Source organism: Fictibacillus gelatini DSM 15865, assembly GCF_000430745.1.
Classification (GTDB): domain Bacteria; phylum Bacillota; class Bacilli; order Bacillales; family Fictibacillaceae; genus Fictibacillus_A; species Fictibacillus_A gelatini.
The window spans coordinates 69,851-83,324 of sequence record NZ_AUMP01000024.1 but is presented as its reverse complement, the minus strand read 5'-3'; the positions used below and the strand labels follow the sequence as shown (position 1 = coordinate 83,324).

Sequence of the window (13,474 nt, the reverse complement as noted above, 5' to 3'; positions counted from 1 at the left end):
GCCCCTGCCGATCCCTGGGGATACTGAGTTCTTCTATTCGTCCGTACTTCGTGTCTAAGCCCCGTGGGTAATAGCCGTTACGCTGCAGCTTTTGATCCGGGTTTTCTACTTTGATGAAATTCTTGATCTCCTCCTGAAGCAGGAATTCAATCTTCTCTTTCAAAAAATCCTTTACCATTTGATCCAATTGATTTTGTGACAGAATATCGGTTATACTAAAATTCATAGTAGGGTCTCCTCTCGTTCTGGAATCTTCGACAATTCCGAGAGTACCCTACTTTTTTTATTTTGAGAAGGCCTTCTTTGACTTACACAAGATATTTTACATCATCATGATTTCTGGATGAGATACATGTTTTAACGTCAATCCCTCCCAACAGAGATTTAACCGTTTATTTATTTTCTCCAATTCATCCACCATCCGAATCTTTTTGTATATAGTATGTCCAAATGTACAGTTTTTTTCCTGTAAAACCTATTTTTTTGGTTTAGCTCTCAAACTTTGTAGTATACTATAACTAACAGTTAACGTTAACGTAACTTTTTCGATCATTTTCGGAGGTGGAAGAGATGTTGCGAGTGAAAGATATTATGATTCAGAATGTCTATACTGTAAACAAAGATGATAATGTGCAAACGGTTTTGGAGAAATTCGCAAAATTTCGGATTAGCGGAATGCCGATCGTGGATGATAACTATCATCTTGTTGGATACATCAGTGATGGAGACATTATGCGCTTTCTCGGTAAACATGTCGACAAAAGCTTTTCTTCCTGGATTTCTCTTTATGCCTATTATTACGCGATCGACCCGAAAAGACTGGACGATGAAACGCCCACGGGCGAAGAAAAAGACGAATTTAAGCGCAATTCGCTTCACGTTTTCAAAAAAAATGTGTTAGATGTCGGAGTCAAAAAGACGGTAACCGTAAAGGAAGAAGATAGTCTCGTTCATGTGGCGAATGTGCTTGCAAAACGGAACATTAAAAAAGTGCCTGTCGTTCGCGATCAACTGCTTGTTGGCATCATTAGCCGCGGAGACGTCGTCCGCTCTGTCGTTAAAAATTTTGTTACAATGGAAGAAAAGTAGTATCAGGCTACATAGCGGGGGCCATACTTCCCGCTGCGTAACCAACTTCTCAATATAGAGGAGGAGTGCTGGAAATGAGTGAAACATTTTATTCTGTTGATGATGTCAAAAAAATGCTCGGCATTACCGCAAGAACTTTGCGATATTATGAGGAGATTGGCTTAATCTCTCCCTCCAGGCGAACAGCGGGAGGACATCGAATCTATGATGAACATGTTCTTCGCCAGTTAAAGCATATTTTACGGATCAAAGAAAATCTTGGCCTTTCTCTTGACGGGATTCACCGGGTATTAGTGATGGAAGCTTCTTTAGAAGAGCTAGAAAGTACGTATAAGAAAACAGGTCTGACAGATGAAAAGCTAGAGATTTTAGACGAAGCAACAGAACTGCTTCAAGAAATTATCAATGGAACGCAAGAAAAAATAGAAAAGCTGCGTGTCATTGAGCAATCCTTTTTAAACCGCCTGAAAAAAGCGGAGCAGATGAAGGAACAATTGCTGCAAGAACCCATTCACGAATAGGTGGCTGGGTTCCTGGCATTTGTGAATATAAAAGGCTTAAGTTCGTTTATCTCTTTATAAACAGATTCAAACGGTCACAATGCGTTTTTGCATTAAATAGATGTCCTTCCCGCCCCGCTCACACCTTTGCAAAATAGCCTCTTTGTCTGAGCAATTCACGATAAAGTTTTGGATTCTTTTCAAACGGCGCTCTTCCGTGCAGCCAGAACGTATTGTTGATCATCACCAAATCTCCAACCGGAAGCGGCAGGGCAATTGTCGCCGGACTGTTTTCCATTGAATCGGAAAGTTCTTTTAAGTAACTCGCTTGTTCCAATGTTTGCGGGTAAGCAAATTGGTCTATGAAACAAATGCAAGGCTTTCCGTTTTGCTCATAAAAGGTTTGATTGTAAACGGTTTGTGTTACATTTTTACTTGCCGGCGCTTTGTATTCGATTCGGGTTGTTGCCAGCGGATGGTTAGAAAATTTCTCCAGTTCTTCCCAATCGTCGAGATGAAGCAGGCGGGACTCTCCGCCAACCGCATTTTCTTCCGCAAACTTCATCATAAGAAGCCAATCAGTCGGTTCATCTACAAATGTCCCATCGGTATGGAGCGTAAATAGCCGATAAGCCTGGCGCAAATACGAATCGCTATCGTCCGTATCCTTAACGGAGAACCTGGCATAATACGTGCCGCTCATCGCATCGAAATTCACTCCGCCGACAAGATGTGTCAATGCGGTTGAAAATTTAATATAATCCTCGACCTCTGTCGTTTGGTTTTGCATCCCGATCGTGAATCCGCCGGAATTGCGGTCATGCAAGATTTCCCGGATGGTTTTTGCAAATGTTTCTCCAAGAATCGTTTCTAAACGCTTTGCTAAAATCAAGCGCATATAAGGGACATATTCAAGTTGCTGGCTATTCACTTCTTCATTTCCGGCTAAAAACAAATCGAGCGCTTCGGATTTAAGTTCAATGTGATAAAGGCGATGATGATGCGGATGTTCCTTTACCTTAAATGTTTCATACTTTCCTACAAATGACTTCACTTTCTCTTGAACCATACTCATTGTTCCTTCCTCCTTAAATCTTTAATCAGCAACACACAAACGCTTTAAAGGGAATAAAAAATAGCCAGCCATACCATTCCAATGGAAATGATATAACTGGCTATAGTCTACTAACGGCTTCTTGGCGGAAGTCCGATAGACTTTACAGTTATTGTTATTTTAAATTCAAGCGTCTGCATTGCTGTTACTGAAAGGGGCTGCCTTTCTAGTAGCAATTAATTAGTTATATTCTATGAGTTTAATGTTCTCCTGTCAATACATTTTTTCGATAATTTTAAATGTTTATGAAAAGAGTGGTTTACGCTTTGCCAGAAGAACCGAATTCGCGCATCTTGCCAATCACAGTCGCTTTAATCGCATCCCGTCCTGGCCCGATAAATTTGCGTGGATCATATACGCCGGAGTCAGCGCTTAATACTTCACGCACGACTTTCGTAAAGGCAATCTGGTTTTCCGTGTTGACATTGATTTTTGCCGTTCCTAATCGGATCGACTTTTGAATTTGATCGGTCGGAATGCCTGTACCGCCATGTAATACAAGCGGCAAGCCGGTTGTATGGCAAATTTGTTCCATTTCTTTAAAGCCCAGTTTCGGTTCGCCTTTATATGGCCCGTGGACAGAGCCTAATGCAGGCGCAAGACAATCAATTCCAGTGCGCTTCACAAGCTCTTCACACTCATTCGGATCCGCGTAGATCACCCCATCCGCAACTACATCATCTTCCTGTCCGCCTACCGTTCCGAGCTCTGCTTCAACCGAAACGCCGCGTTCATGGGCATATTCAACGACCCGCTTTGTAATGGCCACATTTTCTTCAAATGGGTGATGGGAAGCGTCGATCATGACAGATGTAAAGCCAGCATCAATCGCAGCCTGGCATTTTTCAAAACTGGAGCCGTGGTCTAAATGAATCGCTACAGGCACTGTCACTTTCATTTCTTCGATAAGTGCTGCAGTCATGGCAGTCACGACTTTAAAGCCGCCCATATAACGAGCCGCACCTTCAGAAACGCCGAGGATTACCGGCGATTTCTCTTCCTCGGCCGCTGCTAAAATGGCCTGAGTCCATTCCAGGTTATTAATGTTGAACTGCCCTACCGCATACCCTTCTTTTAACGCTTTATTTAACATTTCTTTCATTGAGACTAAAGCCATATGATTCTCCTCCTATAAATTGAAACGGTCAGTATTGTCTATTTGGCGACAAGGACATTAAATGTCCCAGATAGACAAATTACGTCCCATAAAGTTTATAAAAAAGCTATTGAACTAAATTTCAAAGATTGGTTTTCTTGATCTACATAATGCCTGGCATTTTTACTCTTCCTATATCGATAGACTTCTTGCCAGATGATAAACGGACATATCAACCCGGTGCTTGTCCTTTGCCGCTTCAGCGAAAGGTAAATGAATCAATTGGCCCTTTTTCCAACCGACCATTACCCCTTTTTCTCCTTCTACTAATAAATCAACGGCTTTTGCCCCCATCTGGCTGCCCATCATGCGGTCGTGCGCAGTGGGAGAGCCTCCGCGCTGAAGATAACCAAGCACGATTACTCTTGTTTCAAGACCGGTTTTCGTTTTAATTAATTGGCTAATATCCTCGGCTTTACATACCCCTTCGGCTACGACGATAATGCTGTGCATTTTCCCCCGCTGGTGTCCTTGCTCGATTCGGTCAACAATATCATCAATGTTATAGGGTGATTCCGGGATGATGATCGATTCAGCGCCGCCGCATAAACCGGCCCATAAAGCGATGTCTCCCGCCTCACGTCCCATCACCTCAATGATCGAAGTCCGTTCATGAGAAAAAGCGGTATCGCGAATTTTGTCAATCGCATCGACAGCCGTGTTAACAGCGGTATCAAAGCCTATGGTGTAGTCCGTACCCGCAATATCATTGTCAATCGTTCCTGGAATGCCGATCGTCGGAAAGCCTTTCGCGGTTAATTTTTCCGCTCCTTTAAAGGAACCGTCTCCTCCGATGACAACGAGCCCGTCAATCTCCTTTTCTTTCAGCTTTTCTAGTGCACGCTCTTGGCCTTCTTCTGTCTTAAACTTCTCACTCCGTGCGCTTCGTAAAATCGTTCCTCCGCGATGAATAATATCCCCTACGCTGCCAAGATCCATATGAACAAAATTGCCTGCCATCAATCCATCGTAACCATTCTTTACGCCATACACATCAAGCCCTTTAAAAATGCCTCTTCGAACGACTGCGCGAATGGCAGCATTCATTCCCGGAGCGTCACCCCCGCTTGTCAAAACAGCGATCTTCTTCACTATATTTCCTCCATTCCAATTCTTTGTTTTAAAGTATGGGCATTTTTCAGTTGAAAAAATCCTTGCATTGCTTTAAGAAGTCAGACGTCTAGCGATAAGTTTAATTATAGGAATAGTTGAACGGATTGTAAATATTTTTGCAATAGAATAGGTCTGGCAGAAAAGGAATTTGTAATAGTTGAAGGAGGTTTGACCAATGAAAAAAGACAAGAAAACAAGTATTGAAATTGAACGACCTACGATTCGCGAAATTGAAACCGATACCCCCCATCCAAGAATTAACGATGATGATGAATTTAAAGCAATTGTGAATGAAAATTAAACGGTTTAAAAGAAAAAGACGGGCACACACTAAAGGCCCGTCTTTAAACTTTCAAAAAGCTCTCGGCAAATCATTGACTTCATAAGCAACGCGAATTCCGGACTCAATTGCCCCCTGGATCCAGGCATGCGTTAAAGTTGTATGTTCTCCGGCAAAATGCACTCTTCCTTCCGGCAAGGCAATATAAGGGTAAAGCTCTGTTTCCTGCCCCGGTTCAAAAGCGGTAAACCCACCGCAAGAATATGGATTTCCCGTCCAGCTGAACGAAGTCCCTGTTTCAAACTCTTTATAGACTTGATCCCCAAATAACTGAGCCATGTTTTGAAGGGCATGCCGAACGCGTTCATCGTTTGATAATCCTTCCCAAGTTAACGCTTCATCCGCCCATGTATAACTGGCAATCACAATGGCGGGCCCGCTTGAGCCGATCCCGACGCTTGGATAATAGGAAAACCGAATGGGCAAATCCGTTATCGACTTTCCGCCATATTGACCGTACTTTTCCCAAAACCTGCTTTTAAATTGAAGCCCGATCTTTGTCGATGCCATATAATTCAGTTCACGAATCGCTTTTCTCTTAAAATAGGAAAAAGATTGGTATGGCTGAATTTGTACAAATCTCATTAGAGAAAAAGGGATGGTGACAATGGCAAGATCACTTGTGATTGTGAAATTCTGTGACGTTTTCTGATCGTTCGTATAAATGGTTACACTCGTCTGGTCTTGAACGATTTTCGTCATCCATTGCCTGAATCGAATATCCTCTTTTAATTGCGGGAGAAACGCGTGCGGCAGCCGATCCATCCCGTCTGTAAGTTCATAAAACTTGCTTTTATATGCAAATAACGGCATTTCTCTCAATACTTCAAGAAAGGACATTCCCATATAAGCTTCCAGATCAAGAAGGACACCGATCATATCGATTGCCCCATCTGAAAACGTCGTTCCATATTGATAATGATAGGTGCTCAAAAATGAACCTAACGAATAGGTGCCAAATTCTTTTTGGACTAAAAGCCAATTTTTATGAGGATCTTTACGTATAAAATCAAGAATTGGCTTGATGGCTAAAAGCAAAAGTTCTTCTGATGATTTTCCCATTTCATTTGGGAAAATGGGAAAGTTTAATATGCCCGGATTTTTTTCATAATGATCGAGTCTCGTTTTTATACCATTGACGTAAATCAAATCCACTGGCGTTCGATTAATAAATTCATTGACGGGCAATCCAAATTTTTTAATATAGGCTAAGGTCAAATAATGGCTGTCGGGAATCCGCATGGCCCCTGCGTTAAAATATAGCCCACTGCTAAAAGGCGAGCGAATGGTGTAAACGCGCCCGCCCACTCTTTCTGAAGCTTCCAGAATCGTGACACTGTGTCCCGCTCCTTTTAATAGAGAAGCCGCAACAAGCCCTGACATTCCCGCGCCAACAACGGTGATGCGTTTTGGAATTCGCGATTTTGGAAGCCCTTTTTCGATAACCGACAGCATTTGAGCGGGTGTTAATTGAGGAAGCATGTGAGCAGTCATACCGTTCTCCTTTAATTCACCCGAAGGATGATTCTTATTGTTATCATCCTATTCAAACGGGATGGCCGTTATGTTGAAAGTACACATTCGGAAGCGAATAGCAATTAAAAAACTTCATATAAAAAAACCAGCTCTTTCGCCAGAGCTGGTCATATGCTTTACACCTCAACAACTTCGTGTGACTTCAAAAATTCAATGATTTGCTCTTTTGGCCTGAATCCCGTTATCCGGTCAACAAGCTGACCATCTTTAAAAAGTAGCAACGTCGGGATGCCAAGCACTTGTTGCCGGCTAATGAAGTCCTCATTATCATCGGCATTTACTTTAACGATTTTTACCCCTAATTCTTCATGGATCTCTTCAAGAATCGGGTTGATCATTCGGCATGGACCGCACCAAGGCGCCCAGCAGTCAATGAGCACGGTTTTGCTCGTTTCGATTTCCTTCAAGATCCCTTCTCCATCGGCATGCAATAAACCCATGTGACTCTCTCCTTTTCTTTAGCGTTGACAATAGTATATGGCGCATTTTAGAATAAGTAAAATTAATGTTTTAAATTTACAGCATAAGAAAAACTAATTCCAGGAGAACTAACGATGACATTATTTCAATTGGAAGTTTTTTTAACAGTCGTTGAAACGAAAAGCTTTACAAAAGCCGGAGAACAAATCGGCCTTTCACAGTCCGCTGTCAGCCAGGCCGTTGCAGCTTTAGAAACCGACTTAAATGTTAAATTATTAAACCGGAATCGCAAGGGAGTCAGCTTAACAAAGGTCGGAGAGCGAATCACGGGTCTTATTCGGGAACTAATGGCCATCAAAACTAAAATCATCAATGAGGCAGCCGGTATCACCGAACTTGAAACAGGGACGATCCGCATCGGAGGCATATCAAGCATGTCTGCAAAATTATTGCCTGGGATGATCGGCTCATTCAAGAAACGATTTCCCGGCATTGAAGTCATTCTTTACGAAGGGAGCTTTGAAGAGCTCCGAAACTGGTTAAAGCTATCGGTCATTGATCTTGCGGTCGTCTCGGAAAACATGCAAGAATTCGACTTTGTCCCGCTTGTCCAGGACAAAATGGTCATTTTTTTGCCTGAAAACCATCCGGCAAACGGAAAGGCTTCCCTTGAGTTAAAAACGATCGCCCATGAGCCTTTTATTATGCCGAAAGAATGCGACCGGGTGCTTCGCTCCATCTTTAATGCACAGGGATGTGCGCCGAACATCCAATTTGAAGTCAGGGACATTGCGACCATTTTAGCAATGGTGCAAGAGGGCGTCGGGAATACGATTTTGCCAGAAATGGCGATCCCCGCGACATTGCCGAAAGTCTCCGCCTCCTATTTGAACCCGCAAGTGTATCAAAATGTCGGCCTGGCATTTCGCGCTTCAAGGTATACGTTGCCGGTCGTCTCTGCCTTTATCCATGAAGCGCAAGAATTTACGAAAGATTTATCACTCAAACTATTCAACAGCTACCATTCCGTCATTGTAAAAAAAGAAAATTTTTGATTCTCCGGCTACGCCCTTTCCTCCAGCAATTTTGAAAGAAGCGGCAGAAGGAGCTTGCCGAACTTTTGAACGGAAAAAGTTGGAGACTTCTGTTTTTTATACTGGTTGTTCACAAAATCAAGAACAGATGGGGGGATTTTTCGTGAAGCGATTAATGGATAGTACAATTGATACCCTTCCTTTAAATGCTCCCATCTTCGGTCATTTCCCGGGTTGACATATTCAGAGACGTCAATCAGCTTCACGTGGTCACCTTGAAGAATAATATTTTTTAAATGAACGTCGCGAGGATTCAAGCCAACATGACGGGCATGCTCCATCGCCCGATCTACTTCATCAATCACGTGTTTCGGAATTTCAATTCCTCGAATTAAACAGTCATACAAATTGATCCCTTTTTCATTGCTGATGACAATATAAGACTTTCCCGATCCATAAAAACGGGGGAAATATGGGCTATCCTTTAATAGCCGGTACGCTTTTTCTTCATTTTTCCGCTTTTCTTCCCTGCCAATCGCATAAACTTTAAACGCATATCGCGGAAATTCGTCATGGACGAATACGGCTGCATCCGTTCCCTTGCCGATGCATGTCAATTCGGAAGGGGCTTCTTTGACCCGGACTATACCATTGTCCTCAGTGGCTTCAATTTTTATGCGTTGAATGAGAGGAACGACCTGCCGCCAATCCATTGGCATACACCCTTCCTAAAAAAAATCCTTTGTTTCATGAAATATTAAAACGTGAACATTATTTTAGCCTTCTGTTTGAAGTTATAGTCATATTACGTTCAAAACAGGAAGAGGTTTCATGTTTTTAGAAGGTCGGAAAGAAGAACTAGCCGGGAAATTCGTTTTCCCGGCTAGTTCAATATCCTTTATTTAATTCAGCAGTTCGCATTCTTCCGCAATCGTCGCTTCTTCTTTTTCGTTTAAAAGAGATTGAATCGCCCTATAAGCGCTTTTAACTTCTTCCCCTTCAATGATCACAAGAAAATCACGGCCACGGAGGTTTAAAATAAATGAAACCAACTTCGTCATACTTTCTACTATGCACGTTTCCTTATTCTTGTAAACATAAACCGTACAGTCTTGATACTGCTGGCAAATCTCATGGAACTTTATGATCTTCGGCAGTGGAATTGAACTGGAAAGCACTTTAAACGAAATAATGTTGTTCATTTCATCACCCCTAGCTTTTGCTGTGAACGTCTGCTTACTATTATTGTGACATATCCTTGTCCAGAATTGTACGGGGTGATTTTGTCGGAAAAGGATTTGTTTTGCGGAATCACCGTTCGCCAATTTATTGCATCCATTGACGTTCAACAATATTCAATTTTAAAGTTCCAAGAAAAAAAGGAGTTTTTGGTAAGCAAGCGAAATAATCATTATTCTGAATTTAAGGAGGCAAAGAATGTATCGGTCATTGAACGACTTTTTCCAATCCTGGCACTACGAGGCTAAAGCCACGAAGAAAGTGCTCAACCAATTAACTGACGAGTCGCTTGATCAAGAAGTCTCTCCGGAGAATTGGACATTGGGACGGATCGCATGGCACACCGTGACTGCAATTAAAGTCATTTCATCACAGGCGGGACTTACCTTTGAGGCGCCCGATAAAGACTGGCCCGTCCCTCATTCGGCTGAGTTTATCGCCAAAAGTTACGAAAAAGTTTCTGATGCCTTTATTCAATCGCTGAAGGCTCAATGGACGGATCATGATCTGACTGAATCCATCAACTTTTTTGGACAGCAAATGCCAAAAGGAGTGCTTTTACTTTACTTAAATCAGCATCAAACCCATCATCGCGGGCAAATGACGGTTCTCATGCGGCAAGCGGGTTTAACCGTTCCCGGAATATACGGCCCATCAAAAGAGGAGTGGGCCGTATTAGGCATGGAAACGCCAAAATCTTAAAAAAATTCAATATCAATGAACGACCAACAAAACCATTGCCATGTGAATGGGCGATGGTTTTTTTATAGTTGACTTCTCTACCTGGTTTGGACCAGGCAAAGAGCGGCTGTACATCTGGAACTGCCTTGTGTTCGTTAACACACCGACTCCAAAATTTGTGCAGCTTTCCACATCGGTAGGCAAAACGTAGCGAAATCTTCAGAAATCTTTTAACGTTTTGTCTAATGAAAGCGCTTATCACAGGGACTATAATGAACTCAAAGAGATTAAACGTTAAATCCGGGAGGTTTTACAATGACTGTAACAAAAGATGTACAGCTTCTAAAAAACTATATTGGTGGACAGTGGGTCGAATCGGCCGGCAAACAGTCAGAAGAAGTTCCAAATCCTGCGACAGGCGAAGTGATCGCCCGTGTCCCCATTTCCACAAGAGAAGATTTGGACAAAGCCGTCGCTAGTGCGAAAGAAGCGTTTAAAACATGGAAAAAGGTCGCCGTTCCAAAACGCGCTCGCATCCTCTTCCGCTTTCAACAGCTCCTCGTTGAAAACTGGGAGGAACTAGCTGAGCTTGTAACGTTAGAAAACGGAAAAAGTTATGGCGAAGCTTACGGAGAAGTACAGCGCGGGATTGAATGCGTTGAATTTGCCGCAGGGGCACCGACTTTAATGATGGGCACACAACTTCCTGACATTGCAACCGATCTTGAATCCGGAATGTATCGCTACCCAATCGGCGTCGTTGGCGGGATCACGCCGTTTAACTTTCCGATGATGGTTCCTTGCTGGATGTTTCCACTCGCGATTGCATGCGGAAATACATTTGTCTTAAAGCCGTCTGAGCGCACGCCGCTATTGGCCAATCGCCTCGCTGAACTCTTCAAGCAAGCAGGGCTTCCTGACGGCGTCCTTAACATAGTGCATGGGGCTCACGATGTCGTAAACGGCATTCTTGAACATAAAGATGTGGCAGCCGTATCTTTCGTTGGGTCCCAGCCGGTCGCCGAGTATGTTTACAAAACTGCCGCAGCTAACGGAAAACGAGTACAGGCGCTTTCTGGCGCGAAAAACCATTCCATCGTTCTCCCGGACGCCGATTTAGACAATGCGGTTAAAAATATTATCGGCGCTGCATTCGGTTCTGCAGGCGAACGCTGTATGGCGGCATCTGTTGTCGTCGCCGTTGGAGACATAGGCGATGAATTAGTCAGCAGGTTAAAACAAGCAGCGGATGAAATCAAAATGGGCAATGGCATGGATGAAGAGGTGTTCCTTGGACCAGTTATCCGCGATGCGCATAAAAAACGGACGATCGATTACATTGACATTGGTGAAAAAGAGGGGGCAACTCTTGTCCGTGACGGCAGACGTGAAGGAGACAACGAAAACGGCTACTTTGTCGGTCCTACCCTTTTCGATCACGTAAAACCGGGAATGAAAATTTGGCAAGATGAAATTTTCGCCCCTGTTTTATCCATCGTTCGCGCCAATAGCCTTCAAGAAGCCATTGAAATTACAAACCAATCCGAATTCGCGAACGGCGCCTGTCTTTATACCGATAGCGCAAAAGCGATCCGTGAATTCCGTGAAGAAATAGATGCAGGCATGCTTGGCATTAATATCGGGGTTCCTGCGCCAATGGCCTTCTTCCCATTCTCCGGCTATAAGAAATCGTTCTATGGCGACCTTCATACGAATGGACGCGACGGAGTAGAATTCTATACACGCAAGAAAATGTTAACTGCAAGATATTAACAAAATTATTCTAGCAATCTTGTGGATTGGAATCGGCGAATCGCCGATTCCGGTTATCCATACGTGAATAAAAAGAACGGAGTTGATGATCATGCAAGCGACTGACCAAACGAAAGAGCTTCTGGCAAAGGACGCGAAGTACCTCTGGCATTCGATGAAAGGCTCCGCACCCAATCCTGCTAATCTCGTCATCCAAAAAGCAGAAGGGGCATGGGTGACCGACAGTGACGGAAACCGCTATTTAGATGGAATGTCCGGCCTCTGGTGCGTCAATGTCGGCTACGGACGAACCGAACTTGCTGAAGCGGCGTACGAACAACTTAAAGAAATGCCCTACTTCCCATTAACCCAGAGCCATGTTCCGGCAATTAAACTGGCTGAAAAGCTGAATGAATGGCTTGGCGGCGATTATGTCATTTTCTTCTCTAACAGCGGCTCAGAAGCGAATGAAACCGCATTTAAAATTGTCCGTCAATACCACCAGCAAAATGGGGATCATGGACGCTATAAGTTTATTTCCCGCTACCGCGCGTACCACGGCAACTCGATGGGTGCGCTTAGCGCAACCGGCCAGGCGCAAAGAAAATATAAATATGAACCGCTCAGTATGGGATTCATTCATGTCGCACCGCCTGACACGTACCGAAATCCAGAAGACGTTCATACCCTCTCAAGCGCCGCTGAAATCGACCGCGTCATGACATGGGAATTAAGCGAAACAATCGCTGGAGTCATTATGGAGCCGATCATTACGGGCGGCGGAATCTTAATGCCTCCTGACGGCTACATGAAAAAGGTAAAAGAATATTGCGAGAAGCACGGCGCACTCCTTATTTGCGATGAAGTCATTTGCGGATTCGGACGAACGGGCGAGAAGTTTGGCTTTATGAACTATGAGGTCAAACCTGACATCATTACAATGGCAAAAGGAATTACGAGCGCCTACCTCCCGCTGTCCGCTACTGCCGTCAAACGGGAAATTTATGAAGCGTACTCTGGAAGCGGCGCATATGACCACTTCCGCCATGTCAACACATTTGGCGGAAATCCGGCCGCCTGCGCCCTTGCCTTGAAAAATCTCGAAATCATGGAAAATGAAAAACTAGTAGAACGTTCAAAAGAGTTAGGCAAACGGCTATTAAATGAGCTTGCCGAACTAAAGGACCACCCGGATGTCGGCGATGTTCGCGGAAGGGGCCTGCTTATCGGAATTGAGCTTGTAGAAAACAAAGAGACGAAGGAACCGGCATCGATTGATAAAATGAACAAAGCTATTGGCCTTTGCAAAGAAAAAGGGCTCATTATCGGAAAAAACGGCGACACTGTTGCTGGCTTCAATAACATCCTGCAGCTCGCCCCGCCATTAAGCATTACCGAAGACGACTTCTCCTTCATTGTTAAAACAATAAAGGAAAGCTTTGCCCAATTATAGGTTCAGATAAAACACGTTTCCTCTCCGAAACGTGTTTTTTTCTTGAT

Annotated in this window: 15 protein-coding genes; 7 read left to right on the top strand and 8 right to left on the bottom strand. The window is 43.7% G+C overall.

The features are described 5' to 3' along the window. On the bottom strand, positions 1 to 226 hold a 226-nt coding region (locus H538_RS0112840; protein ID WP_026677951.1), incomplete at its 3' end, for a transposase. Positions 227 to 570: 344 nt separating this feature from the next. Between H538_RS0112840 and H538_RS0112835 the strand changes: the two genes are divergently transcribed. Both H538_RS0112835 and H538_RS23835 read left to right on the top strand, forming a co-directional pair. Continuing rightward, positions 571 to 1,089, top strand: a complete 519-nt coding sequence (locus H538_RS0112835) for a CBS domain-containing protein (RefSeq protein ID WP_051291472.1) — start codon at positions 571 to 573, stop codon at positions 1,087 to 1,089. A 74-nt stretch (positions 1,090 to 1,163) separates the two neighbouring features. Continuing rightward, positions 1,164 to 1,610 (top strand): helix-turn-helix domain-containing protein, encoded by a 447-nt coding sequence (locus tag H538_RS23835; RefSeq protein ID WP_051291471.1) that lies wholly within the window; start codon positions 1,164 to 1,166, stop codon positions 1,608 to 1,610. Positions 1,611 to 1,728: 118 nt separating this feature from the next. On the opposite strand, the gene glaH is transcribed toward H538_RS23835, so the two are convergent. The 3 genes from glaH to pfkA all read right to left on the bottom strand — a co-directional run bounded on the left by glaH (position 1,729) and on the right by pfkA (position 4,951). Beyond that, on the bottom strand, positions 1,729 to 2,664 hold the full coding sequence (gene glaH / locus H538_RS0112825; protein WP_026677949.1) for a glutarate dioxygenase GlaH: 936 nt from the start codon (positions 2,662 to 2,664) through the stop codon (positions 1,729 to 1,731). A gap of 298 nt (positions 2,665 to 2,962) precedes the next feature. Further along, positions 2,963 to 3,820, bottom strand: a complete 858-nt coding sequence (locus tag H538_RS0112820; protein ID WP_026677948.1) for a class II fructose-bisphosphate aldolase — start codon at positions 3,818 to 3,820, stop codon at positions 2,963 to 2,965. Positions 3,821 to 3,991: 171 nt separating this feature from the next. Next, positions 3,992 to 4,951, bottom strand: a complete 960-nt coding sequence (gene pfkA / locus H538_RS0112815) for a 6-phosphofructokinase (protein ID WP_026677947.1) — start codon at positions 4,949 to 4,951, stop codon at positions 3,992 to 3,994. 196 nt (positions 4,952 to 5,147) lie between these two features. Here pfkA and H538_RS26960 point away from each other — a divergent pair, with 196 nt between their 5' ends. Further along, entirely contained in the window at positions 5,148 to 5,273 is a 126-nt protein-coding gene (locus tag H538_RS26960; RefSeq protein WP_281172190.1) for a hypothetical protein, read from the top strand. A 51-nt stretch (positions 5,274 to 5,324) separates the two neighbouring features. Here H538_RS26960 and H538_RS0112805 read toward each other — a convergent pair whose 3' ends face one another. Together H538_RS0112805 and trxA are read right to left on the bottom strand one after the other, a co-directional pair. Then, on the bottom strand, positions 5,325 to 6,794 hold the full coding sequence (locus H538_RS0112805) for a flavin monoamine oxidase family protein (RefSeq protein WP_026677946.1): 1,470 nt from the start codon (positions 6,792 to 6,794) through the stop codon (positions 5,325 to 5,327). 170 nt (positions 6,795 to 6,964) lie between these two features. Then, positions 6,965 to 7,288: a thioredoxin gene (trxA, locus tag H538_RS0112800; RefSeq protein WP_026677945.1), complete on the bottom strand. Its 324-nt coding sequence runs from the start codon at positions 7,286 to 7,288 to the stop codon at positions 6,965 to 6,967. 114 nt (positions 7,289 to 7,402) lie between these two features. Here trxA and H538_RS23830 point away from each other — a divergent pair, with 114 nt between their 5' ends. After that, entirely contained in the window at positions 7,403 to 8,323 is a 921-nt protein-coding gene (locus H538_RS23830) for a LysR family transcriptional regulator (RefSeq protein WP_051291470.1), read from the top strand. Positions 8,324 to 8,331: 8 nt separating this feature from the next. Here the strand turns inward: H538_RS23830 and H538_RS0112790 are convergent, their stop codons facing one another. Together H538_RS0112790 and H538_RS23825 are read right to left on the bottom strand one after the other, a co-directional pair. After that, entirely contained in the window at positions 8,332 to 9,015 is a 684-nt protein-coding gene (locus tag H538_RS0112790) for a serine/threonine protein kinase (RefSeq protein WP_154657975.1), read from the bottom strand. Between the two features lie 189 nt (positions 9,016 to 9,204). Beyond that, positions 9,205 to 9,504 carry a hypothetical protein gene (locus tag H538_RS23825; RefSeq protein WP_051291469.1) on the bottom strand — a complete coding sequence of 100 codons (300 nt, stop codon included), beginning with the start codon at positions 9,502 to 9,504 and terminating at the stop codon, positions 9,205 to 9,207. Positions 9,505 to 9,739: 235 nt separating this feature from the next. Between H538_RS23825 and H538_RS0112780 the strand changes: the two genes are divergently transcribed. From H538_RS0112780 to H538_RS0112770, 3 genes are all read left to right on the top strand, one after another. Then, on the top strand, positions 9,740 to 10,243 hold the full coding sequence (locus tag H538_RS0112780; protein WP_026677943.1) for a DinB family protein: 504 nt from the start codon (positions 9,740 to 9,742) through the stop codon (positions 10,241 to 10,243). 294 nt (positions 10,244 to 10,537) lie between these two features. Continuing rightward, a complete protein-coding gene (locus H538_RS0112775; protein ID WP_026677942.1) occupies positions 10,538 to 11,995 on the top strand; it encodes a CoA-acylating methylmalonate-semialdehyde dehydrogenase in 1,458 nt (485 codons plus the stop codon). A 91-nt stretch (positions 11,996 to 12,086) separates the two neighbouring features. Beyond that, complete coding sequence (locus H538_RS0112770; RefSeq protein WP_026677941.1) at positions 12,087 to 13,427, top strand: aspartate aminotransferase family protein; 1,341 nt, start codon at positions 12,087 to 12,089, stop codon at positions 13,425 to 13,427. The last annotated feature ends 47 nt before the right edge of the window (positions 13,428 to 13,474 follow it).

Coding starts and splice junctions, on each gene's coding strand:
- H538_RS0112820 (WP_026677948.1), bottom strand. CDS start 3,820: ATGGCTTTAGTCTCAATGAAAGAAATGTTAAATAAAGCGTTAAAAGAA.
- H538_RS0112790 (WP_154657975.1), bottom strand. CDS start 9,015: ATGGATTGGCGGCAGGTCGTTCCTCTCATTCAACGCATAAAAATTGAA.
- trxA (WP_026677945.1), bottom strand. CDS start 7,288: ATGGGTTTATTGCATGCCGATGGAGAAGGGATCTTGAAGGAAATCGAA.
- H538_RS0112780 (WP_026677943.1), top strand. CDS start 9,740: ATGTATCGGTCATTGAACGACTTTTTCCAATCCTGGCACTACGAGGCT.
- H538_RS23835 (WP_051291471.1), top strand. CDS start 1,164: ATGAGTGAAACATTTTATTCTGTTGATGATGTCAAAAAAATGCTCGGC.
- H538_RS23825 (WP_051291469.1), bottom strand. CDS start 9,504: ATGAACAACATTATTTCGTTTAAAGTGCTTTCCAGTTCAATTCCACTG.
- glaH (WP_026677949.1), bottom strand. CDS start 2,664: ATGAGTATGGTTCAAGAGAAAGTGAAGTCATTTGTAGGAAAGTATGAA.
- H538_RS0112775 (WP_026677942.1), top strand. CDS start 10,538: ATGACTGTAACAAAAGATGTACAGCTTCTAAAAAACTATATTGGTGGA.
- H538_RS0112770 (WP_026677941.1), top strand. CDS start 12,087: ATGCAAGCGACTGACCAAACGAAAGAGCTTCTGGCAAAGGACGCGAAG.
- H538_RS26960 (WP_281172190.1), top strand. CDS start 5,148: ATGAAAAAAGACAAGAAAACAAGTATTGAAATTGAACGACCTACGATT.
- H538_RS0112805 (WP_026677946.1), bottom strand. CDS start 6,794: ATGCTTCCTCAATTAACACCCGCTCAAATGCTGTCGGTTATCGAAAAA.
- H538_RS23830 (WP_051291470.1), top strand. CDS start 7,403: ATGACATTATTTCAATTGGAAGTTTTTTTAACAGTCGTTGAAACGAAA.
- H538_RS0112835 (WP_051291472.1), top strand. CDS start 571: ATGTTGCGAGTGAAAGATATTATGATTCAGAATGTCTATACTGTAAAC.